This is a genomic window from Paenisporosarcina sp. OV554, assembly GCF_003058165.1.
GTDB lineage: Bacteria > Bacillota > Bacilli > Bacillales_A > Planococcaceae > Paenisporosarcina.
This window is the reverse complement of record NZ_QBUC01000022.1, coordinates 1-23,433: the sequence shown is the minus strand read 5'-3', so window position 1 is coordinate 23,433 and position 23,433 is coordinate 1. Positions and strand designations below refer to the sequence as shown.

The window sequence follows — 23,433 nt, the reverse complement described above, 5'->3', positions numbered from 1 at the left end:
AGATGGGGGGCAATTTGAAGAATTTGCTAATCGCCCAATCGCTCAATATTACTGGAGAATCTTGGGTTAATAATCATCCTCATGAATTAAAAGTAGGTTTGGTTTTACGGATTGATTATCTAATTCCTTCATCAACTAATGGTGTAGGTTAGTTGAACAACCTATAAATTGAAGAGTTTAAAGTTATAAAGCATTCCTTTTGTAATGAGGAATGCTTTTATCATTGTCCAATATACCAAAAATATAATAAAATTCGATAATAATTTATTGTTATACGATATATAATGTATTAAAATATAAATCGAAAATTTATGAAACAAGGAACAACATTTTTCCTAAATTTAGAAAACCCTTTGATACTATTAATTGATTAAATGATATTGTATTGGTCAAGTGATGGTAGAAACGATTTGGTATAATAGAGTAGTAATAGAATAGGTACTCAAGGGTGGTTGGCGCCATGTCAGTATTTGAAGCATTGATGTTCGCAGTAACGTTCGCAGCATTAATCGTGTCAATTCTGTCATTTAACCATAAAAAATAACCCATCCTTGAGTTAGACGCACAAGATGGGTTATTTCTCATTATTTAGCTGACGCCCTTTGAGGGAACCTGCCTATTGCATGACTGAATGGTGTTGACGCACCGTTCGGTCTTTTTTAATATACGTAATACTTGCTATCATTATAACATAATGATTAAAAATAATGCAAAGCACATCTGAAATTGCTATATTATCATTATTTTAAAATTAAGAATTTCATAAATAAAATAGTATGACTAAAAGAAGATACTCAAACGTCTTTTTCAACTAACGGGGCAGGTTACAAGACTTAAAAACAGGAGTATTAAAAACTATGTAGAATATTTAAGTAACCCCAAAATTTAGGGGTTGTTAGATTGTATTGTAATCGAAATTATTAGGGTGGGAGATTATATTACCAAGAAGATAAGTGTTTTCACTAAATATTAATTCGTTTGTTCTATTAAATAACCCACTCGTTGGATCACAGTAAAAGATTGTTAATCATTCTTTATCTTCAATGGAATCTTTTCTTCTTTCTCATTCCACTTAACGACGACCTCAATCAATTCATCTTTCTTGCACATATTACCATCACCAGCTTCTGAACTATCCCGAATATACTTTGTTCCTGGAGGGCATAGAGTACCAACCTCTGTCTCTCCGCTTGTTGTATAAGTATAATCTAACAATGGCATCGGAAATATCCGAATAGTCACCTTTGTATTCAAGTACAAAATCTTTTTGTTTTTCTTCTTAATGAGTAGCTGTATCGACGTTACCTGAAATATCTAAAGTTGCCTTCCAATGTTTTTCTTCGCCGTAATATTCATGTTTAACGCTTGCGACCATCTTTGCTATTACATCCCACAAGTTAGTGAACAAGAATAAAACTGTACTGGACTTACGGATGCTTTAGTAAAGTTTGATAAACGTTTTTGCTTTCAATCGGATGTAACACTTAAAGTATTTCGTTACATTCAATTATTTTTTTTGAAAGTATGTATAGAAGTTAAATTAGTTGCTAATGATAATCAAATGACCATTTTCTTCATTTTTGAATTAATAGTTTTATTAATAGATTTGTCTTTAATTATCAAATAGTAGATACAGTATATAAAATAAAATATGTAATAGGGTTATTTCTTGAGTTGCAATATGAAAGAGAAAAGAAGAAGGGAGGAAATAAATCTTATGAAAACGTTTATAAACAAATTTGCAGAAGCGATTGTCATAGGTATCATTTTACTATTATTTAATCCTGAGTTAATGGTGATAGGATCTAGTATTAGAAAGAATGCATACGAGACGATTGTAGTGAGCCTATTAGTAATAATAATCGTTTTGATTTTAAGAAAACCAAGATCACGAGCATAATATATCGTTGAATCGAGAATTACTCTTAGCCAATAAATCGATAAGTATATCAGTAATTTTTAATGATCTTTTTTCACTGCAATACTCATATTCATTCTCTCTTATTTCCTGCACTAAAAACAAAAAATGCAAATGAAAGCCTCCCCTTATACCTATATTGGTATAAGAGGAGGGCTTTAGAATGGCATCAATAAAAAAAGGTCATCAACGAGTCCAACTCTCTATTAATTTTCTCATTTATCTAAACAAACGCCCGATTGGACGTTCTGAATTCATATTTAATTGAACTTAAATTCAACAGAATCTAGCTCTTTACCACTACTTACATATGTTTCCCCATTATTTAAATCAATTTCGATTGGTAAATCTTTTTCTTTTATTGCTCTTAAATGAACGACAACATCCCAATATCCTGAGCTATGGTTTGTAATAGGTACAGAAACTTGATCACCATTATTAAAATTAATAATCATCTTCACAACTTTTTCACCCCCCATTTATTCATTATTCTACGTAAGAGGATCAATTTTAGTTAGGTAAAAAAGCCCTGGAGGGTCTTAATAAATAGGTGGCGGCTATCTTATCTGGTTATGGTAAAGAGAAGGTAAACCATATTATTTGGAGATTCTAGGAGGTGTTACTCTAGCTCTTTACGGTATCATAGCTACAATTCAATCGTTCCCATCGTTCAGTAGAGTTTATGCCGCCTATGGAGGAGGTTTTATCGTTCTATCTGTATTGTGGGGATGGGGGATTGATAAAAAAACACAGATTTATATGATTGGATAGAGCCGCTTTTTGGCGTGGCTACAGGCGCAATGAAGCCGCTCGCAAAGAAAATCAAGAAAGATTAGCCTTTAGCCGAGCTGCTTTACGCCACCGGGAACTACGATGCCATGTATTTTGCCGGCATCATTGCGGACTCAATGACAATGACTGAGTCAGATTTTGTAGTTGCAGTAACTTTGGCAGAAACCGAATTTGCGCAAGTTGTTGCCGATAAATGGATCGCAAGCGGTGAAGAATTTAGAATGTCTGCAGGTTGGGGCTGTTACTGTTGGCTTCTTGGTAATTGCCCAGACACTGAATTTAGCGCCAGCAAAATTGCCAGTATGCTTGATTAGGTGGAAAATATGATTCACGATTCACCAGATCGAACGAAATCCGCTTTGAATAATTTTATCTACACAGTTGGGATTTCATATTTGCCGCTCCATGATAAGGCGGTTGAAACCGCAAAGGCAGTAGGCCCAGTCGAAGTCAGGCGTGGAAAGAAAAAAACAGTATCCTGCTTGCTTCCGAAAATATTCAAAAAGATATAGATAGAGGGCTGCTTGGTTTTAAACGGAAAAATGTAAGATGTTAGTTGCGAATACAGCTTTTTTCTTATTGAAGTAACTGGGCAGATTGAATAAGAAAAGAGAAATTTCATGACATTAAAATCGCAAAAAATGGGGGGCTTATAATGTCCGAGAAAGAAAGAGATAGGTTAAAAGCTAAAGAACAACGAAAAAATCCTGGTGGTGCCTTAAACAATGCGTGGGCTCAAGCCCATACAGGAGCACCCAGCAGTGGATGTTTAGTCAATATTGGCTCAATTGTAATAATCGTAGCAATTATTCTTCTGGTAAGAGCGTGCTCAAATTAATTTTATTGTAGTAACGGGTGCTTTACTTCAGGTGGGGCCATTCTCTTATTGAACTAACGCGGCAGGTTAGTTTAATAACAGATAGTTTACAGCAAAAAAATAGTTGATTATTTCTTTTTTTCTGAAAAGTAAGTAATTTATTACTTGTCTATTCTAAAAAACATGTGATAGAATACATTAATTTGTGTGTTTAGCGATGAGTCGCCCGACATTACAAATCAGTTTTTTTAAAAAGAAAAAGAAAGAAAAGAGAATTAATAAGATGGGGAGGTGATTGGATGGAATTTAGAGGAGCTAGTGTTTACGATCAAACGGATTTTTTTTCAAATTACATGAAAAGAAGAAACAGACAAGATAGTCCAAATAATGCCATTGAAGGTCCAATTATCTTTGAATTAATTCGGAGCATTCAAGAAATAAGCATCTTAGATTTAGGGTGTGGTGATGCCTCGTTCGGAAAAGAACTTTTACATTTAGGGGCAAAAAACTACACAGGAGTAGAAGGTTCGCAACAAATGGTAGAAGCTGCACGCTCTAACTTACTCGAACAAAACGGAACAATACACTGTGAAACAATGGAATCCTATGATTATCCTGAAGAGGCATTTGATCTTGTAACTTCTAGATTCGCATTCCATTATGTTTCCGACGTTAACCGCCTATTTCAAGCTGTTTATAAAACACTTAAAGAAAACGGTAGATTTGTTTTTAGTATCCAGCATCCCCTGACAACTTCTTCATTTGCTAGTAAGCAAAGTGGGGATAAACGCGGTAATTGGATTGTCGATGACTATTTCCATGAGGGTGAAAGAAAAGAGCCTTGGATTGATCAAGTAGTGGTTAAGTATCATCGCACAATTGAACAATATTTTATCGCACTTAGACAAGCTGGCTTTACAGTATTGGATTTACGTGAAGGTACACCAAAACGTGAACGTTTTAGTAGCGAAGAAGAATTTGTTAGAAGACAGCGGATCCCAGTCGTATTGGCTTTTTCTTGTGTGAAGTAAACAATTTTTACGATTGAACTGTTAAACTAACGGGTGCTTTAGTTGAAGATCAGTGAGCTGCAAAGACATCTCTTTTTTCTTTTTGAGCTACCGGGGCTTGGCAAGAGTAACGTAGGTTATAAAAAGAGTTAACTTTATTATCTGATTCAAACATATGAATAATGTTGAGATATCCATAGGTTACTTACTTCTAAAATCTTAAAATAATTTGTAGTAAAATATACTATTTGAGGAGAAAAATAGAATGTCTAAGAAATTAAGAGTAGCTATTATTGGTTGTGGAGGTATTGCAAACGGAAAACATTTACCGAGTCTTAAAAAGCTTGAACAAGTAGAAATGGTTGCATTTTGCGATATTGAAATAAAAAAGGCAGAAAAAGCCGCAATAGAGTATGGAACACCCGAAGCGGCAGTGTATAAAAATTACAAACAATTATTGGAAGACGAATCAATCGATGTTGTCCATGTCTTGACACCAAATATTTCTCATGCGGAAATTTCAATTGCTTCAATGGAAGCTGGCAAGCATGTCATGTGTGAGAAGCCGATGGCAAAAACGTCTGAAGAAGCTAAATTAATGGTTGAAACGGCAGAACGTACCGGTAAAAAGCTAACGATTGGTTATAACAATCGCTTTAGACCTGACAGTCAGTATTTACATAACGTTTGTAAACAGGGTGATTTAGGTGAAGTGTATTACGCAAGAGCCCATGCCATTCGCCGTCGGGCAGTACCAACTTGGGGAGTATTTTTAGATGAAGAGAAACAAGGTGGCGGCCCGTTAATTGATATTGGCACACATGCGCTTGATCTAACACTTTGGATGATGGACAATTATAAACCTAAATCTGTGATGGGTACGACCTATCATAAATTAGGGCAAAAGAAGGACGCTGCAAATGCATGGGGTCCTTGGGATCCAGAAAAGTTCACGGTTGAAGATTCTGCATTCGGATTTATTACGATGGAAAATGGAGCAACAATTGTCTTAGAGTCAAGTTGGGCATTGAATACATTGGATATCGATGAAGCAAAATGTTCCCTTAGTGGGACTGAAGGTGGAGCAGATATGAAAGACGGATTGCGTATTAATGGAGAGAATTTTAGTAAACTGTATGCAACGAATGTAGAGTTAGGTGCTGGTGGTGTTGCTTTTTATAATGGAAAGGCAGAAAGTGATTCTGACCTTGAGGCGAGGTGTTGGGTAGAAAGCATCATTAATAACACAGAACCGATCGTGAAACCAGCAGAAGCCTTAGTTGTCACACAAATTTTAGAAGCAATATATGAATCTGCAAAAACTGGTAAAGCGGTTTATTTTGATTGAATGATTACTTGAAATCTTGAATATAGAAGGCATCTTAAAGAGGTCTAACCCTGATTATATTAAGGAGGAACTATAATGATTTATGTTGCATTATTGAGTAGATGGCATGTACATGCTGATGATTATGAAAGAGAGATAAGGGAAAATAAACATCTTTCCGTCCAACTTGTATGGGACGAAGATATAGAGCGTGGTAGAAAATGGGCAGAGGAGCTGGGTGTACCGTTTGAACAAGATTTACAATCAGTTCTAGCAAACCCTTCCATAGATGCTATTGTTGTCAATACACCTACGAATCTGCATAAAGAAATCATTCTTGCTGCAGCAAAAAATAAAAAACATATTTTCACTGAAAAGGTGTTGGCATTTTCCGTCAAAGACTGTGAGGAAATTTTTGATACAGTCAAAGCACACGGGGTTAATCTGATGGTTTCTTTACCTAGATTAACAATGGATTATTATTTATATGCCCAAAAGGTAGTGGATAAAGGATGGCTTGGTAAATTGACAATGGTTCGTTGTAGACTTGCTCATAATGGAGCCGTGCCAAATAAGGGGGGAACACAAGGGTGGTTGCCTGAACGATTTTTTGATAAGGAACAATGTGGTGGAGGTTCATTAATTGATCTTGGTGCACACCCGATTTATTTGACTAATCGTTTAGCTGGAAAAGCACAGGCCCTACACGCACGGTTGCAGCAAACAAATAATCTAGGAGTGGATGATAACGCTGTTGTTTTACTAGAGTATGAATCTGGTGCACTGGGTGTTATTGAGACTAGTTTTTTATCAAACGGAAGTCCGTTTCAGTTAGAGCTTTATGGGACAGAAGGAACACTGCTAATTGAAAATGAACAAATTCGTTTAAAAAGTAGTCAGCTAGAAGAAGGAGAATGGATAAATCCAGTAGAACTAAAGCCATCTTTACCAATGCCGTTGGAACAGTGGGTAGCGATAATTAAAGATGGAACTGTATCCACAATTACGAAAGAAGATGTGATTAATTTGACACTAATAAATGAAGCCGCGGCTTTGTCCCATAAAGAAAGTCGTCGAATTGAATTAAAAGAAATTGTGGAGAAATGTATTGTGAATAATGTCCTTTGAGTTGAAATCAGGTCTTAGAGGAACGCAAGAGGGAACTAGAAGTTAGGAAGAACTTAGATAGTTAGAATTATAGAGATTCTCTTGTAAAAGGAGACAAATATAATGAGCATAAATCTGGTGACTTTATTATGATTGGAGATAGAAAGCACGATATTATTGGGGCAAGTAATACTGGAATTGATTCTATTGGATTTACAGACAAGCGATAGTCCGATTCGGTAATGTTTTTATAAATAATCCCCCTCACAATTAGAACGTTTGTTCTAATTGTGAGGGGGATTCAATTATTTGTCCAGTTCTATTGTCTTTATCGGTAAATCATGGATATATGTCTCAATTTCTTCTTTAAGCCAGTAAGGTTTCCCTCCCTTACGTAGCATGTGAATTTTCTTGGTATCCATGTTTAAAACCCCAGCCTCGGCTGGGGTTTTCTATGAAAGAGGGTCATTCGCACGTTGCTCATGTAGATGTACAAGATAGATTGTAAAAGGTTGGAAACAGTACGGTCTTAGAACGCGATACCATAATTCCAGATGCACTATTTTTCTAAATGAGACATCCCCCCACTTAATTGTGAATATAAGCAGTCCAATATTTATTTGAGTTATTTTCACTTAAACGAAAAGGGTCCTATGGAATTTAGGGGCTTTTCCCTATATTAAAGAACTTGTATACAGAAGTATCCTATATAAGTATATAAGATATGTAAGATTATTGAGAAAAGGAGTTTTTTGAATGCGTACACAAAAGGCAAGAATAGTTATAGTGGGGGCTGGGTCAGGTGGCATTTCGGTTGCATCGAGATTGTTGCGAGAAAACAAACAGTTGGAACATCAAATATTGATTATTGATCCTCAGAAAAAACATTATTATCAACCTCTTTGGACACTAGTTGGAGGTGGAGCAGCACAAAAGGAACAGACCGAACGTGATCAGTCCAGCGTGATTCCGGAAGGTGCAAATTGGCTTGCAGAAAGGGTATCATCATTTACTCCGGACAAGAATGAGTTAATAACAGAGGAAGGTACAAAAGTTACTTATGAATATCTCGTTGTTGCAGCTGGGATTCAGCTGAATTGGAGTAAGGTGCCTGGTTTGAAAGAGTCTATTGGAACAGATGGCGTCTGCAGTAATTATGAGTACCAATATGTAGATTCTACATGGGAAAATATTAAAAATTTCAAAGGTGGAAACGCAATCTTTACAATGCCAAATACACCTGTAAAATGTGGAGGCGCACCTCAAAAGATTATGTATTTAGCCGAGCAATATTTTCGGAAATCGGGTGTACGTGATCAAACAAAAGTTATTTTTGCCACAGCATCGCCTTCTATTTTTTCAGTTGAAAAATATCGCAAGACTCTCGAGGGAATTATACAAGAACGTGAAATTGAAACGAAATTTCAGCGTCACTTGACGTCCATTGATTCAAAAAATAAAAACGCGGTATTTACAAATCTTGAAACAGGTAAAGAAGAGGTATTGTCTTACGATATGATCCATGTTACACCACCAATGGGACCGCCAGAATTTTTGGAGAAAAGTCCACTAGCAGCTGAAAATGGATGGATTGCAGCAGACCAATATACGTTACAACATCCGGTTTATGGAAATGTATTCAGCCTTGGTGACTGTGCAAATCTACCAACGTCAAAAACTGGTGCAGCAATTCGGAAACAGGCTCCTGTCGTTGCGGAAAATATTCTTTATGCTATGAATAACGAACCCTTAGCGGCCAAATATGATGGCTATTCTTCCTGTCCAATTGTTACAGGATATGGGTCACTTATTTTAGCTGAATTTGATTATGATAATTATCCAGTTGAAACATTCCCATTTGATCAATCTAAAGAACGCTTAAGCATGTATTTAATGAAAAAACATATGTTGCCGGCGCTTTACTGGAATGGCATGTTGAAAGGACTTATGTAAAAAAAGGAGGTGAAATGTCTTGGGAAAAGTAGATACATCAAAGTTGAATATACTTCTTTCTGATCAACAAACTGTTGAATCGCTGACCTATCTAGTATCAAAGCTACCAGAATATACAGCGCGTATGAAACAGATGGAGGAACCCCTTCTATTTATAGAAGAGGTGTTAAAAGATCAGGAATGGCTTGAACAAATAACAGGTGAAGCAGAGCAAGCGATACAGTCGTTGAAACTGACCAAAGAATCTGTCAGTTCCTTAGTTCGAATCATAGAGATTTTACCTATTATTACACCTTATTTGGATAAAGGAATCGAACTTGCTGAATTTGGACGCAATACATTAAAGGATCCAACTTCTTTCCAATCTATAACATCAGATATCCATCCCTATATAGAAACTGTCCAAAAATGCGGGGGTATTTTACAGGAGACTAACCGCAGAGTACAAATGCAAGAAACGGAGAAGATATCACTATTTAAGGTGTTGGCACTATTAAAAATCCCCGCTGTAAAACGAGGCTTTCAATACATGAAAACATTTCTACAAGTACTTAGTGAAAAAAAATAGGAGGCTAAAATATGTTTTTTACATCATTTTTGGATGAGAAGTTAGCACATTATTCGTATTTAGTTGGATGCCAAAAGACAGGAGAAGCGATTGTTATTGATCCTTCTCGTTATGTGAATCAATATTTAAATGTAGCAGAAAAAGAAGGATTCTCCATTTCCGCAATTGTGGAAACTCATATTCACGCGGACTTTTTATCAGGTTCCACTGAACTTTCAGAGCAGTCGGGAGCTAAAATATATTTATCTGATGAGGGCGATGAAAACTGGAAATATCAATTTAATCCACGATATAACACTGAACTCGTAAAAGAAGGATCGGTTATTCAAGTTGGCAATGTGAAAATTGATGTGTGGCATACACCAGGACATACACCGGAAAGTATTTCATTTGTTTTGACAGATCAAGGTGGAGGGTCATCAGTACCAATGGGAATCTTTACAGGGGATTTTGTTTTTGTTGGTGACATTGGACGTCCCGATTTACTAGAAAAAGTAGCCGCAATGGAAGGTACTGCACAAGCAGGAGCTAAAACAATGTTTCAGTCAGTTCGGAAATTTAAAGAACTTCCGGATCATGTTCTAGTCTGGCCAGCTCATGGGGCTGGGAGTGCATGCGGGAAATCCCTTGGTGCCGTACCACTTTCAACTGTTGGATATGAAAAAGCAAATAATTGGGCACTACAAATCGATCATGAAGATGAATTTGTAAAAGAATTGATGACTGATCAACCGGAAGCACCAAAATACTTTGCGATGATGAAAAAATTGAATAAAGAGGGGGCTTCTCTTCTACCTAAAGAAAAGCCTCATCTCATCCATTCCATTAACGAAATGGAAAGCGAAATGAAAAAGGAGAAGATGGTCATAGTTGATACACGTCCTTCTGATCAATTTTTCAAAAATCATATTGAAGGATCCTTAACTATTCCACTTAATAAATCATTTACTAATTGGGCTGGTTGGCTTTTATCTTATAAAAAGCCCATATTAGTAATTGTAAAAGAAGAAGAGGAACAAGAAATGGTTAAAGCACTCCAATCTATTGGGCTAGATCAAATTAAAGCAGTTTTTCGCCCAGAAATTGCTGAACAGGGAAATGGAACAGTTAAGCAATTGACAGTTGATGAATTTCAAAATCTTACTGAATACCAGTTAATTGATGTACGAAACGATTCGGAATGGAAAGAAGGGCATCTTCCCGAAGCAGAACATATTATGCTCGGTACTCTAACGGATCGGTTGGCTAATATAAGCAAAGATAAACAACTAGTTGTTCAATGCCAAGCAGGCGGCCGTTCAGCCATTGCTAGCAGTATTCTACAGGCAAACGGCTTTGGAGATGTATACAATTTACAGGGTGGATATGAAGAGTTAGTAAAAAGAGAAATTTCGGTTTCGTGCCACGTATAATGGAGAAAAAACAGAGCAAATCTCATTATGGGGTTTGCTCTTTCCGTAAAGGAGAGAGAGAAAATGAGTTCTTCGAGTATGAAACAGGAATATTTTGAAAATATTTTAACACATATACAGGATGGCATTATTGTCATGAATAACGAACGAACAATCCTCTCAATGAATCCAGCTGCAAATAATTTAACTGGATGGAAAATAAATGAGAATGTTCCATATTGCACATATTGTCAAAGTAGGGTTCTTTCTGAAGGAGAAGATCGCTGTTTATTAATTTCCAAAAATGAAGTTCCATACTTCCTTTCAGAAATGCCCACCTATCAAGGACAACATATTAATGTTGAGATGAGCACAGCACAATTAATGGTAAATGATGAAACTGGGGAATCACAATATTTACTCGTCTTGAAGGATCAAACATTAAAAAGAAGAGAAGAAGAAGCAAAATTCTCTAAATTAATGATTAAAAGGCTGACCGAGGCACAGGAGGGTGAACATAAGCGTCTCGCACAGGAACTTCATGATGGTGTCAGTCAATCCCTCTATAGCATTACACTTGCAATGGATAATATTCAAGTTTATACACAGCAGCCTGTACTACAGGAATACCTAGATGAAGTACGCATTGAACTGGATAAAGTTATTTCAGATATTAAAAGTTACTCCTATCAACTTCGCCCAAAAAGTCTTGATCAACTTGGTTTGTCTGCAACAATTGATGCATTAGCAAAATCATTGATGACAAAAAAGGCAGGTCTCGTCATTGAGTTGGACTCAAATTTAGTGAACAGGCTTCCAGTGGCAATTGAAATTAACTTGTATCGGGTTATGCAGGAAGCGCTACATAATATGATGAAATACGCCGAAGCGACTTTTGTAACAATTCATATTTTCTATGATGAGAAAAAAGACCAGATCCTTATCGAATACAAGGATAACGGAATAGGCTTTGACACTGAAAAAGAAAAAAATGGACTAGGTCTTCAGCATATGAAAGAGCGAGTGGATCAATTAGGGGGGCATTTTCTACTTTCATCCTCTATCGGACAAGGAACTTCAATCACGATTGAATGTACGGTTAATGAGGAGGTAGAGTATTGATTAAAGTATTGATTGTTGATGACCATAAATTGATTCGAAAAGGGATTATCATGATGTTAGATACGTTTGAAGATATAAAAGTTGTGGGGGAAGCCTCTGAAGGATCTGAAGCTATCAGGCTTTCCTTTCAATTAAATCCTGACGTCATTTTTATGGATATTTCAATGCCAAATGGATTGGATGGCTTTCAGACAGCGAAAGAAATACGCCAACAACTGACGCATGTTCGTATTATATTTTTAACTATGCATGAAGAAGAAGCCTATATTAAAAAAGCACTCCATCTGGGTGTTAGTGGATTTTTGCTTAAGAAAAGACAAAAAAACAACTTGTACGAGTCCATTCAACAAGTAATGAAAGGACAGCTTTATTATAAAACCGAATTTCCAGATCATTTAATTGAGCTATGGAAAGATAGTCAGAAAAAGAAAGGAGCACTAACGGAACGAGAACTTGAAGTTTTACGGTTTCTCGTCTTAGGATTTACCTATATTGAAATTGGGGGAAAAATGTCTATATCGCCAAAAACGATAGAAAACCATAAAGCGAACATGATGTCAAAATTAGAAATAACGCATCGATATGAATTAATACAATATGGTCTTCGAAATCAGTTTGAAATACAATTTTGATGTAAAGAGGTTAAAAATATGAGTCTTACAATGATAGTTTTAATATTCTTCATTGGATTTATCGGATCATTTATTTCTGGGATGCTTGGTGTGGGTGGTTCTATTGTTAATTATCCAATGCTACTTTACATCCCACCTTTATTAGGTCTTGCAGCGTTCTCTGTGCATGAGGTAACAGGGATCAGTGCAGTTCAAGTGCTTTTTGCAACCATTGCCGGTGTTTGGCTATTTAGAAAAGATGGGTACTTAAATAAACGCTTGATTGTATATATGGGAATCAGTGTCTTAATAGGAAGTCTAGTTGGCGGTTTTGGCTCCACGGGTATGTCAGAAAATACAATCAATATTGTTTATGGAGTACTGGCATTATTAGCTGCAATACTGATGTTTGTGCCAACTAAAGGACCAGATGACCAACCACACGATCAGGTAACGTTTAACGGACCTCTCTCTGCTGTATTTGCCCTCATTGTTGGAATTGGGTCAGGCATTGTTGGTGCCGGGGGTGCTTTTTTACTCGTGCCAATCATGCTGGTTGTGTTAAGAATTCCAATTCGTATGGCCATTGCTTCTTCACTTGCCATTACATTTATTTCATCTCTTGGGGGAACCTTCAGTAAACTAGCAACAGGGCAGGTAGAATATATTCCGTCAATTATTATGGTTATTGCCAGTATAATTGCAGCACCTCTTGGAGTAAAGTTAGGGAAAAAAATGGAACCGAAATATCTAAAAGGATTGCTTGTGATTATTATTTTAGGAACAACTATTAAAATATGGATGGATATTTTATAACAAGTTGGTGCGGTAGAAAAAGCTTTTAAAACAGGAGAAGTTGGTTGCACTGGTATCATCTTATCAGAGGAGCTTGGGTTTAATGTTTCATTAAAGGAAAATACGAACAACTATATCAAGATAAAATCCCTCAAGCCTGGGACTTACTATTATTCATGTTGAATGAATATGTTTAAAGGCACAATAACTGTTGTAGAGTAAACAAATATACTTACTAATCCTCCCTTTACAAGAGGGGGTCAGAGGGGGGCCTCCAGACGCTATCCATTGAAAAAATAGACGTTTTGATTGAAACAAAAAAAGCTTGTAGAGAAAAAGAATGCTTTTTCTACAAGCTGATTGTATGTCTTTTGTACATATTATTTTTATCTGGTAAATCACACGTACTTTCAGCATGGCATCCTTCACTGTTTATTAAAAAACACTTACTGTCCGGTCGATCGCGCGGCGTGATATTCATAATGAAATACCCAATGATTAAAACCAGGATGACAAGCGAATAGAGCAATGTTTTTATAGGATGATCATGATCAACAATAATTAATCTTACCATCGCGGTGATGCCAATATAAAGAAAATATCTTAGTGGAAAATGATAATTTTCTTTAAAATATTTTACAATCATCGCAATAAACTCGAAATATAAAAAGAAAATGAGGATATTCGCCAAATAAAGTTGATAATCATTGCTTTCATTTACAATCAATATATGACTAAAAATAAATAACTCCTTTATCAATAGAAAGGACAAAATCATCGCAAGAAAAACGAGGGAAATATTTAATACGATTTGCAGCACTTTAGGAATGATCTGCAAGAAAAAAGCGTACCCCTTTTTATACTTCGGCATATACATCATCCTCCAGCACGGAAATACCTATTTTAGATAGGTTGACATGATTGAAAAATAATCTGTACATTTCTTGTAGCCTACTTTTTTCCTTTCACCGTTTCCCCTGAATAATAGGTGTTCGAAATCTCAATAGCCTCATACGGACATTTAAAACACGTAATGAGCTCTACTGCGAGCTTGCAATCTGGTGGGGTAATCATTCGTCCCCTAAATCCCCCCAAAATCGCTCCGGCCTTTTTTCTTAATAGTAATAGCGCTGTTGCTTCTGCTAATGCCTTTTCTTTTTTGTGCAAATTCGTTTATGAAGTAACGAAAAAAGCCCAATTTCTAAATTTTAATGCTGAGGAATTGGGCTTTTAATATTGGGATATTCAAGCAATTATATTAGGGTACAATCACATCTGTTTCAATCAATCGTGGATGAATCTTTTTCGCTTTTTCATATGTTTCAGCTGAGTTAACTGAGTATACATGCAGTTTTAGGCCTGCTTTTTTGATTTTTTTTGCAGTTTCTTCATCTACATTGTTAATAGATGTTGAATAAATGGCGTTTTCATATTTCTGTAACTCTTTAATATCGGCATCTACATTCTTCAATGCATTTCCAAGGAAGGTCACAGTTGCTTCTGGATACCATGTGTTAAATTGATCTCGAATACTCGTATTACTCAATACAAAAAATGAATGATTTAATACTTTCGTTTCTTTAGCTTCTTCCATAACACCGTCTACGAATTCCTTGTCATCCCAGTCACCTTTTGAACCATCAAAATTGATACCAATATTGTATTTATTAGCTTCCTCTAACACTTCATGAAGTGTTGGTACTTTATAATTGGTCACATTTCGTAAACCGTTGATACATCAATGTTTATAGAGGGAGTTTAGTTGAAGATTCAGTTCCAAAAGGAGATGAATTGATATGGAATACAAAATTAAACCGCATAGATATCCATTTGTTATGACCATCATTTTTGTCCTATTTTTGAATGTAGTTTCGGATTACTATGGCGGGTCTTCATCTCTATATCTATCAGTTTTACTGGTAGCCGTTGTATTTGCTTTTGTTCAATTTAGGCTTAATATCAACGAAGAGAATTTGGTTTATGAGATTTTAATATTCAATAAATCCATCGTAAAACAGAGGATTTTTCCTGAAGAAATAAATGAACTGAAATTTACACGAGTCGGCTGGGCTAAAAAATCTGCCAAAATAAAAGTAAATAAAGGGATTAACGTAAGATTAGCTGTTCTCGAACCACCAAAAGCGTATGACCATTTAATTGAATTCGCAGAGAAACACGATATAACAATAGTTAAAACAAAGGACTATTTAATTTTGGAAAGCATGAAATAATAAGTTTCCTATTGAACTAACGGGTGCTTTAGTTAAAGATCATCGGGTTGCATAAGCAGCCTTTTATTGAACTAACGAACAGGTTAGTTGAAGAAGGTGGGAATGTTTTGTTAATACGAACATTCAGGAATGAGGTGTTTTTATGGGTATTATTTCACTAATCAAACCATTAAAAAAGTATGAGGATTATTTTTATAGAGCTAATACTTATGAGAATTTATTCCTTATTAAAAAGGCTATTCAAATTATGGATACAGCTATTAAACAAGAATTCACTAAGGAAGAAAAATCTAGTGGTTATATTTATTTGGGGATATTATATTCCAAAACAAAGGAATTCAGTAAAGCTTCTAACTGTTATAACCAAGGGCTTGATATGATGAGAGATGAAAATTTTAAATACAGTAGCAACTTTAAAAAAGCCATTAAAATTTTTATAATAAATAAGGATGAGGAAAGAGCAAAATTTTGGCTAAATAATCTTCTTCAACGACAAAGTTATGATAAAAAATTTAAGAAGTTAACCGATTTAAAAAGCAAAGTTCAGTAAAGACCTTATTGAACTAACGGGTGCTTTAGTTCAATAAGGAGTAAAGCCTTTTTCTTCTTCAACTAACGGGGCAGTCTAGTTTAGAAGAAATTATCTTAAATCTACATATTAGCCTTATAATAAAAATAATAAAGTAGGTGTGTAACCAGATGTTTTCTTGGAGGATAACAAAATATGACCCAAAAAACAGAAATGAAATTGGCAATTATCTTGATGACAAGGAATGGACTTGTTTTTCAGAGGTAGGAACTAAACTAAGTGAAGAAGAATATTTGAGAACAGAATCAAACTACATAAACGCTATCACAACATTTATGGATGAGATGGGTTTAAATAAGGTTTATTTAAACGCTTTAGAGATATGGTCTGACGAGGTTTCAAAACAAAATGCGTCTCCATTTTTGTCAAAAATGTGGGTTGGCAAATGCGTAACTACTCAAGAAATCAAAGAATTAGCAAAGTTAACATTACGGAATGTTATTTGGTGTAAATTAAGTTACAAAAAAGAGTTTTTTGTTCATTTCGGATACGATTACTATATGTACATTGGGGCAAATAAGGATTGTCATAACGCCCGTCAAAAAGTTGTAGCTACTGGATTATACGTTGAGGAATTTAATTCTCCATATTTAGATTAGTATCACAGTTTTAGTGAGAATTATAGGCTAGTTCTTCAACTAACGGGTGCTTTAGTTGAAGATCATCGGGAATGCTTATGCACCTCTTTCTTATTAAACTAACGGGGCAGGTTAGTTGAACAAGGTGTAATAAAAGAAAGATAGGTAGGTGATTGGATGAAGAGTTACAAATTCGAAACTACTAACGAATACTTCGACTATCTCGATTTTCATGATTGCTTTGTAGAAAAAATACAAGTGGAAAATGAAAGAATCATTATTGATTTTGAATATATATACATTTCCGAACAACATCCTCTCAACCCTTATAAAGTTGCGAAGTCAACAGGACAATGTAGGATGACTTTCAATGAAGTTGCGTTTAGTAAAGCTTTCCTCTACGTTGATTTAAATCCAGTTCTGATTTCCGATTTGGAAGAGGAAGAGGAGGATGAGAAAGAGTCGGAATTTGAAGAAAAGCAAGTTCTACTCACCGATTTAGAGGAAATGGAATTTTTGACATTTAAAGAAAAGCGAGTTGAAAATGATTGCTTTATTTTTGAAATGTTTGGGTTGGATTGGAGAACCACCCAGGGGTTTTGCGGCTTAAGAATTCACGCTAAAAATTTTACTTTACAATGGAATGAGTTAACAGATGACGCCTGGTATGTAGGTTGGGACAATCAAGAATAGCTAATAAATTGTATTGAACAAGAATGTTGATACTATATACCAAAAATTACTATTTTTTATTATACCTAAAGAAAAAGGAATTAAATAAAATCAGGTGGGGTTCTAGAATGGGATTATTTTTTGAAAAAAGGGTAAAAAAGAAAAGTTCAAAACCGTTTATTGTTATAAAAATTTTAATCGTCATAGCAGCGTTGTTCATGTTGGTAATGAGTATAATCAACGATTTTGATTACTTCTTTCGTTGGTTATTCATCTTATTAGGGGTTAATTCATTATAGATGGGATTGAAAGTTATTTTCAAAAAGAAGATAAACGGTTCTATCTTTTGGATTTCGGATTTGGGGTTTTATATGTTATTTTATCATTTCAATTTTCGTGGTAATTTTTTACTAACGGGTGCTTTAGTTGAAGTTCATCATGGATATATAGGTAAACAAAAGAGCCCAATTCATGCGAATTTAGGCTCTTTTTGTATGTTTAATTTAGATTTTGTACCAGATTACTGAACGGGTTAACTTATTTGTGGAAGCCCTTTTACTTTGTCAGTTGCTTCTATATAAAGGACAAGGAAAATCAGAGTACAAAAAAACATCAATATTATAATAAGGGTAATACCTACACATTATTGAAATGATGGTGGTCTGTTCACTTACGTCAAGTAGATATTTATCTCTATACCAAACTTGTGCAAATTAGCATTGCTTTTTGCATTGCTTTTCTCGTTAATCTCACAAAATTTTCTTTCTAATAATAAAAGGAAACCCATCAAGAATATGGTAATATAATGAAAAGATGTAGTGTCTAAGTTGAGGCTTTTGATCTTCAAATAACGGGGCAGGTTAGGTGAAAAATAATTTCCTTATTTTGCTGAAATAAAGTTGTGGGAGGAATTGAAATGGATAAAGAACTTGAAGATATAATTGTTAAATCTTTTTTTAATAAAAGAATCCAACAAAGAGTTTTGTTCGAACTTTTTTCGGCAAAAAAACGAATGGATGCAATAGGTAGATTAAATCATAATTACTTAACTACACTCAGAGAGGAATTTATGATTGAAATACCAAAGCCTAATTCTGACCCAGAAGAAATAGAAAATCTATTGAAAAAACAAGGCGCTTGTAATGATTGTTACGCAATGTCTTGGAATGATTCTATCGATGGAAAGCATATGTCTTTAACTTCGGCTTTAGAGGTATCAGTCGGTGAAGGGTTTCCTTCAATAATCTCGTGTATCCCTGGAAAACTCGCCTACTTTGAAGCAGAACAGTCATATGGTCCTCCACCAAGGTTTATTCTGAAAAGAAAATGAATGTGGTTGAACTAACGGGTCCTTTTGTAAAAGATCATCGAGTGCATAAGCAGCACTTTTTCCTATTGAACTAACAGTGCAGGTTAGTGAAACAATTTATAAGTTAATTCGTAAATTTATTATTAGTTTTAAGGAGGTAATAAATATGAAAATAGAAATTGAAGTTAAAGCATTTGGAGAAGTTGAAGTTCAAGGTATAGAGGACTCTTTTAAAGGCGTTGAACTAATGGGTGTACATAAACTTTCTAAAGATACAACACTAGGTGAAGTAGAAGCTCTATTATCTAGGTTATTTGGAGAAGTTGAAAATGGTTATAAAAATCGAGAACAATGTGTCGGTAAAATCACGATTCGTGCAAAAAAGGAAAATGGTGAAATTGTATATTTAGGTTAGAAGTTTTGTTGAACTAACGGATGCTTTAGCTCAATAAGGATTAATGCCACTATCTTTTTCAACTAACGGTGCAGGTTAATGGAATAGGAGGAGTTGTGTGTTCTGGATAAAATTTGGGTTGATTGCAATAATTGTTTTTGTCCTAATTTCAATAGTTAAGCTTCTTCTGAGGAAGCTATTCAAAATTGAGACAGTAAAAAAAGAGTTTTTTTCCTATAATCACATAAACGAAATACATCGAAAAATTGATAAGGGTTTGAGAATTTTTTCTATAATTACTCTAATACTTCTATCTTTTGTGCTGTTGTTTTATTTTGAAGATTTTATTTATCTGATTTTAATTGGACCAATCGTTTTTATGTTATTGGATTATATGGTACGAGCATTTTTTGAATGGAAGTATACACAATATCCAAAACAATCTATTTTAACTTTAACTGAAATGTTTTTAATTGTAATAGCAATAATAATCGTTATTGAATTTAAATTACTTGGTTCTTATTAAGCTGAAGGATGCTTTAGTTGTAGATCAGTGAGGTGCTTATCCAGCTCTTTTTCTTATACAACTAACGGTGCAGGTTAGTTAAATAAGGTATTTTCAGTTTTAGATATAATATTAGGAAAAACAAACTGATTTACAGGTGGGGAAAGAAATGAAAAATGGCTTAATCAGCGAACTTGAAAATCTTTATAATACAGAATTAATGAATGAATTCCCAAACGAAGATATTGAACAGATTGAAAAAGATTTCGAGGATGTTTTCTCAGAAGTAGATTGGCTGGGGGCTGATTTTAATGAATTTTGTATGCTTATCGCAGGAAGTTCCTCTTATGTGTTAGGTAATAAGAAAATCCCTAAGAATCAAAGGCAATTCCTATATAAAAACTTTTTTTCACTTTATCCTAAATATTCATTTTTAAAAGATTCTGTAAGTAATTATCCTCATTTTTATAAAGAACTTGTAAGTTTTGAAAAGGCACGAGAATTATTACTGGTTATTATTCAGAATAAATAAGTCTTGTTTGACTAACGGGTGCTTTAGTTTAACGAGGATATAAATTAGTAGGAGGATGTTGATTAATGAAAGATGTAAGAAACTTAATTTATACAAGGAAAATAGGTGTTATTGAATTAGATTTAAAGGCAGCAGAAGAAAAGCTAGGTGCAGTTTTCCCAGAGCAATATAAAGATCTTTTCAAGTTAGTTAATAATGCGGAAATAGGTGAATGGATACTTTATCCTATCAAAGACCACAGAAATCCTAAAAAGACTTGGGATGATATTGTTAGACAAAACACTGAAGTGAGAGAAGAAGATATATCGGAAGACCTTCTTGTCATCGGTGATAATGGTTCGGGAGATAAATTATGTTATAAGGTCAATAACGGGATAATGGGGAATGAAATTTATCTTTGGTGTCACGAAGATGCTGAACTTAAAGAATATGCCCCTAATTTGAAAGAATTTATTATTTTAATCTCAGAAGAAGAGACCGAAGATGATTTTGAAGACGAGTAAGTCTTTCTTCAACTAACGGATGCTTTACTTCAATAAGGAGTTAAGCCTTTTTTCTTATTGAACTAACGGGGCAGTTTAGTAGAAGAAGGATTTCCAAACTTCTTTCAGAAAATAACAGTTATTGGTAATTAGTGAAGTTGAATTCGAGGAGATTATTATGGAAATATCATTGATTAGACACGGAAAATCACAACTAACTGAAAATGATAGAATAACTTGTTTGGAGTTTAAGAAGTGGGTTGAGAGGTACGATTGCAATGGAGTGTTTGAAGTATCTAAACACCCTTCCGAGACGCTTGAAATAATGGAAACAGCAAAAATTGTGATTACCAGTGATTTAAAAAGGTCAGTTGAATCAGCGAAGTTATTAAATCCAAAAGTAAAAACAATTCCTGACCCTCTTTTTCGAGAAACTGAGTTACCTACAAGTTCAATGAAATTATTTGATTTAAAATTAAGACCGAGTATTTGGGCAGTCATTTTAAGATTACTATGGTTTAGTGGATATTCTAACGAATGCGAGTCTTTGAGTACCGCAAAACTAAGAGCGAAAAAGGCATCACAACAATTAATTGATTATGCTGATGAACATAGATCGGTTGTATTAGTTGGTCATGGATTTTTTAATATGCTAATAGCGACGGAATTGCAGAAAAAAGGATGGAAAGGTAAAAGAAAAACGGGTGCAAAACATTGGAATTGTACTACATATTCCTTGTTGAGCTAACGGGTGCTTTAGTAAAAAACATCGGGATGCTTAGGCAGCCCTTTTTCTTCTTCAACTAACGGGGCAGTTTACTTGAACAAGAATGTTGATACTGTATACCAAAAATTCCTATTTTTTTATTATACTTAATCAAAAAGGAATTAAATAAAATGCAGGTGGGGTTCTAGAATGGGATTATTTTTTGAAAAAATGGTAAAAAAGAAAAGTAGAAAACCATTTATTATTATAAAAATTTTATTCAGCATATCATCGTTGTTCATGTTGGTAATGGGCATAATCAACGATTTTGATTTCTACTTTCTTTTTTGGTTATTCATCTTAGTAGGGCTTAATTCAATTATAGCTGGGATTGAAAGTTATTTTCAAAAAGAAGATAAATGGGTCTATCTTCTGGATTTGGGAATTGGGGTTATATTTTTTACTTTAGCATTTCAATTTTCGTAGTTATTTTTTACTAACGGGTGCTTTAGTTAAAGAACAGGAGATCGTCAGAGACGGTCTTTTTTTATTTACCTAAAGCCCAAGACAGATTGGATATTTATTCATTAGAGGGGAAAAGCGAATCAACCAAAAGCCCGTCAACTCAACGATGTATATTCGGTGAATAAAAGATGGATGGGCGAAAAGAGGAAGAAGTGAGAAACCGCAAGGGTTGGAGTGTGGGGGCTAACTTCCTAGTCGATGTGTTATGTCAACCTAGGATGCATACGTGATACAATCCAGTTAAGTAAGTGAATCGACGTTTTACGGGCGGATTATCTTGTTTCTTATTCAACTAACGGGGCAGGTTAGTTAAGGGAACAAGGTGTTATCATAATAAGAAGTTTAAGAATGAAGGTGAGCTGATGGAAAGTAAGGATAATTATTATATTACCTTTGGTGCCCAACTTGGAGACCCAAAAGCTGATAAAGCTGTTGGACCCCACCTTATGGAATTATGTAAATTACTATATAGATTTTGCGATAAAATATACTGTGAAGAGATAGATGAAATTGCGCCAATTCTCCGTGTAGATGGTGAATTGTGGTACTGGGAATTTGAAGGTTGTGAGAAATTACGACTAAGCAAAAAATATCGATATATTACAATTGATGTTGGTATGCCACGCTCAAGATGGGAAGGAATTAATGGAATAGATATTAGAAATTATCTTATTGAAAACCTAAAACTAGCATTAGAGTTAATGGTAAAAAGATTAAAAAAAGAAAAATACAAGGTAAATGAAAATGGAATATGGACTGATTTTGCAAAAGTAGAAGGAGAATTCTTATTCAACTAACGGGTGCTTTAGTTGAACAACGCTAATAATATTTAGTGCAAACACCTAGCCTCTTGGTTGGGTGTTTTTGTGTTCGGTATTTACATTCATTACCTTTTCACATAATTAGCAATCGTTTCAACATCACGTATAGCACTTGTATTAACAAATAAGCAATCAAAATTGTGTGTCTGCCAATTCAAGTGTTAAAACGAAGTGTAAAGTAAGTGTTAATCATTAACAAAGCTTGATTTATAGGTATTTTAAAAGAGCCTAATTCATATGCGAATTTAGACTCTTTTTGTATGTCTAATTTAGATTTTGTACCAGATTACTGAACGGGTTAACTTATTTTGGAAGGTCTTTTACTTTGTCAGTTTCTTCTATATAAACGATAAGGTAAATCAAAGTACAAAAAAAGATCAATTTTATAATAAGAGTAATACCTACACATTATTGAAATGATGGTGGTTTGTTCACTTACGTCAAGTAGATTATCTATCTCTATACCTCGCTTGTGCAAATTTGCATTGCTTTTTTCGTTAATCTCACAAAGTTTTCTTTCTAATAATTGTAAACGTCAACCCAAAAGTTGACCATGTCGCTCACGTAAAAGTTGACCACCCTCTACTTAGATCGATTGAGATTCAAAGGTCTCTTTGAGGCGATAGCTCTCGCCATTCATATCGATAATATTAGCCTTATGTGTTATTCGATCTAACA

27 protein-coding genes and 3 pseudogenes are annotated in these 23,433 nt (G+C 34.7%); 25 read left to right on the top strand and 5 right to left on the bottom strand.

Translation table 11 applies throughout. The features are described 5' to 3' along the window. Window positions 1-1,023: 1,023 nt before the first annotated feature. Together C8K15_RS15850 and C8K15_RS15840 are read right to left on the bottom strand one after the other, a co-directional pair. Window positions 1,024-1,242, bottom strand: a complete 219-nt coding sequence (locus C8K15_RS15850) for a hypothetical protein (protein WP_233260531.1) — start codon at window positions 1,240-1,242, stop codon at window positions 1,024-1,026. 936 nt (window positions 1,243-2,178) lie between these two features. Next, window positions 2,179-2,397, bottom strand: coding sequence for an early set domain-containing protein (locus C8K15_RS15840; protein ID WP_108587348.1), 219 nt, complete (start codon window positions 2,395-2,397; stop codon window positions 2,179-2,181). 67 nt (window positions 2,398-2,464) lie between these two features. On the opposite strand from C8K15_RS15840, the pseudogene C8K15_RS15835 reads away from it, so the two are divergent. The 13 genes and pseudogenes from C8K15_RS15835 to C8K15_RS15770 form a co-directional block, all read left to right on the top strand. After that, window positions 2,465-2,688 (top strand): annotated as a pseudogene (locus tag C8K15_RS15835) (YnfA family protein); the annotation flags it as partial. After that, window positions 2,689-3,266 (top strand): annotated as a pseudogene (locus C8K15_RS15830) (DNA alkylation repair protein); the annotation flags it as partial. A gap of 99 nt (window positions 3,267-3,365) precedes the next feature. Further along, a complete protein-coding gene (locus C8K15_RS15825) occupies window positions 3,366-3,548 on the top strand; it encodes a DUF6366 family protein (protein ID WP_108587347.1) in 183 nt (60 codons plus the stop codon). Between the two features lie 278 nt (window positions 3,549-3,826). Further along, the gene (locus C8K15_RS15815; RefSeq protein ID WP_108587346.1) at window positions 3,827-4,558 is read left to right on the top strand and encodes a class I SAM-dependent methyltransferase; all 732 of its coding nucleotides are present in this window, start codon (window positions 3,827-3,829) and stop codon (window positions 4,556-4,558) included. A 244-nt stretch (window positions 4,559-4,802) separates the two neighbouring features. Beyond that, window positions 4,803-5,885 carry a Gfo/Idh/MocA family protein gene (locus C8K15_RS15810; RefSeq protein ID WP_108587345.1) on the top strand — a complete coding sequence of 361 codons (1,083 nt, stop codon included), beginning with the start codon at window positions 4,803-4,805 and terminating at the stop codon, window positions 5,883-5,885. 75 nt (window positions 5,886-5,960) lie between these two features. After that, window positions 5,961-6,992 carry a Gfo/Idh/MocA family protein gene (locus tag C8K15_RS15805; protein ID WP_108587344.1) on the top strand — a complete coding sequence of 344 codons (1,032 nt, stop codon included), beginning with the start codon at window positions 5,961-5,963 and terminating at the stop codon, window positions 6,990-6,992. 116 nt (window positions 6,993-7,108) lie between these two features. Next, a pseudogene (locus C8K15_RS15800) lies at window positions 7,109-7,201 on the top strand (HAD hydrolase-like protein); the annotation flags it as partial. 526 nt (window positions 7,202-7,727) lie between these two features. After that, complete coding sequence (locus C8K15_RS15795) at window positions 7,728-8,924, top strand: FAD/NAD(P)-binding oxidoreductase (protein WP_108587343.1); 1,197 nt, start codon at window positions 7,728-7,730, stop codon at window positions 8,922-8,924. Window positions 8,925-8,943: 19 nt separating this feature from the next. Further along, window positions 8,944-9,492: a hypothetical protein gene (locus C8K15_RS15790; RefSeq protein WP_108587342.1), complete on the top strand. Its 549-nt coding sequence runs from the start codon at window positions 8,944-8,946 to the stop codon at window positions 9,490-9,492. 11 nt (window positions 9,493-9,503) lie between these two features. Then, window positions 9,504-10,904, top strand: a complete 1,401-nt coding sequence (locus tag C8K15_RS15785) for an MBL fold metallo-hydrolase (RefSeq protein WP_108587341.1) — start codon at window positions 9,504-9,506, stop codon at window positions 10,902-10,904. A 63-nt stretch (window positions 10,905-10,967) separates the two neighbouring features. Beyond that, window positions 10,968-12,005 carry an ATP-binding protein gene (locus C8K15_RS15780; RefSeq protein ID WP_233260530.1) on the top strand — a complete coding sequence of 346 codons (1,038 nt, stop codon included), beginning with the start codon at window positions 10,968-10,970 and terminating at the stop codon, window positions 12,003-12,005. Beyond that, on the top strand, window positions 12,002-12,637 hold the full coding sequence (locus C8K15_RS15775) for a response regulator transcription factor (RefSeq protein WP_233260529.1): 636 nt from the start codon (window positions 12,002-12,004) through the stop codon (window positions 12,635-12,637). The genes C8K15_RS15780 and C8K15_RS15775 overlap by 4 nt, the downstream gene beginning before the upstream one ends. A gap of 18 nt (window positions 12,638-12,655) precedes the next feature. Then, window positions 12,656-13,432: a sulfite exporter TauE/SafE family protein gene (locus C8K15_RS15770; protein ID WP_108587340.1), complete on the top strand. Its 777-nt coding sequence runs from the start codon at window positions 12,656-12,658 to the stop codon at window positions 13,430-13,432. A gap of 328 nt (window positions 13,433-13,760) precedes the next feature. On the opposite strand, the gene psiE is transcribed toward C8K15_RS15770, so the two are convergent. Both psiE and C8K15_RS15755 read right to left on the bottom strand, forming a co-directional pair. Next, window positions 13,761-14,282, bottom strand: a complete 522-nt coding sequence (gene psiE, locus C8K15_RS15765) for a phosphate-starvation-inducible protein PsiE (protein WP_108587339.1) — start codon at window positions 14,280-14,282, stop codon at window positions 13,761-13,763. Between the two features lie 387 nt (window positions 14,283-14,669). Next, on the bottom strand, window positions 14,670-15,128 hold the full coding sequence (locus C8K15_RS15755; protein WP_108587338.1) for a glycerophosphodiester phosphodiesterase: 459 nt from the start codon (window positions 15,126-15,128) through the stop codon (window positions 14,670-14,672). Between the two features lie 79 nt (window positions 15,129-15,207). Here C8K15_RS15755 and C8K15_RS15750 point away from each other — a divergent pair, with 79 nt between their 5' ends. The 12 genes from C8K15_RS15750 to C8K15_RS15690 all read left to right on the top strand — a co-directional run bounded on the left by C8K15_RS15750 (window position 15,208) and on the right by C8K15_RS15690 (window position 22,731). Next, entirely contained in the window at window positions 15,208-15,642 is a 435-nt protein-coding gene (locus tag C8K15_RS15750) for a hypothetical protein (protein WP_108587337.1), read from the top strand. 142 nt (window positions 15,643-15,784) lie between these two features. Continuing rightward, window positions 15,785-16,192: a tetratricopeptide repeat protein gene (locus C8K15_RS15745; RefSeq protein ID WP_108587336.1), complete on the top strand. Its 408-nt coding sequence runs from the start codon at window positions 15,785-15,787 to the stop codon at window positions 16,190-16,192. Between the two features lie 149 nt (window positions 16,193-16,341). Further along, entirely contained in the window at window positions 16,342-16,830 is a 489-nt protein-coding gene (locus C8K15_RS15740) for a hypothetical protein (RefSeq protein WP_108587335.1), read from the top strand. Window positions 16,831-16,986: 156 nt separating this feature from the next. Continuing rightward, window positions 16,987-17,502: a hypothetical protein gene (locus C8K15_RS15735; protein WP_108587334.1), complete on the top strand. Its 516-nt coding sequence runs from the start codon at window positions 16,987-16,989 to the stop codon at window positions 17,500-17,502. An 895-nt stretch (window positions 17,503-18,397) separates the two neighbouring features. Beyond that, window positions 18,398-18,811, top strand: a complete 414-nt coding sequence (locus tag C8K15_RS15725; protein WP_108587332.1) for a hypothetical protein — start codon at window positions 18,398-18,400, stop codon at window positions 18,809-18,811. A 145-nt stretch (window positions 18,812-18,956) separates the two neighbouring features. Then, entirely contained in the window at window positions 18,957-19,205 is a 249-nt protein-coding gene (locus C8K15_RS15720) for a hypothetical protein (protein ID WP_108587331.1), read from the top strand. Between the two features lie 97 nt (window positions 19,206-19,302). Continuing rightward, a complete protein-coding gene (locus C8K15_RS15715) occupies window positions 19,303-19,710 on the top strand; it encodes a DUF4181 domain-containing protein (protein ID WP_108587330.1) in 408 nt (135 codons plus the stop codon). Between the two features lie 148 nt (window positions 19,711-19,858). Next, a complete protein-coding gene (locus C8K15_RS15710) occupies window positions 19,859-20,221 on the top strand; it encodes a YxiJ family protein (protein ID WP_108587329.1) in 363 nt (120 codons plus the stop codon). 65 nt (window positions 20,222-20,286) lie between these two features. Next, window positions 20,287-20,724, top strand: a complete 438-nt coding sequence (locus C8K15_RS15705; RefSeq protein WP_108587328.1) for an SMI1/KNR4 family protein — start codon at window positions 20,287-20,289, stop codon at window positions 20,722-20,724. A gap of 157 nt (window positions 20,725-20,881) precedes the next feature. Beyond that, window positions 20,882-21,451 (top strand): histidine phosphatase family protein, encoded by a 570-nt coding sequence (locus C8K15_RS15700; RefSeq protein ID WP_108587327.1) that lies wholly within the window; start codon window positions 20,882-20,884, stop codon window positions 21,449-21,451. Window positions 21,452-21,619: 168 nt separating this feature from the next. Beyond that, window positions 21,620-21,895 carry a hypothetical protein gene (locus C8K15_RS15695; protein ID WP_108587326.1) on the top strand — a complete coding sequence of 92 codons (276 nt, stop codon included), beginning with the start codon at window positions 21,620-21,622 and terminating at the stop codon, window positions 21,893-21,895. A gap of 401 nt (window positions 21,896-22,296) precedes the next feature. Further along, window positions 22,297-22,731 (top strand): hypothetical protein, encoded by a 435-nt coding sequence (locus C8K15_RS15690; RefSeq protein WP_108587325.1) that lies wholly within the window; start codon window positions 22,297-22,299, stop codon window positions 22,729-22,731. A 610-nt stretch (window positions 22,732-23,341) separates the two neighbouring features. Here C8K15_RS15690 and C8K15_RS20910 read toward each other — a convergent pair. Then, window positions 23,342-23,422 carry an ATP-binding protein gene (locus tag C8K15_RS20910; RefSeq protein WP_255421032.1) on the bottom strand — a complete coding sequence of 27 codons (81 nt, stop codon included), beginning with the start codon at window positions 23,420-23,422 and terminating at the stop codon, window positions 23,342-23,344. Window positions 23,423-23,433 lie beyond the last annotated feature (11 nt).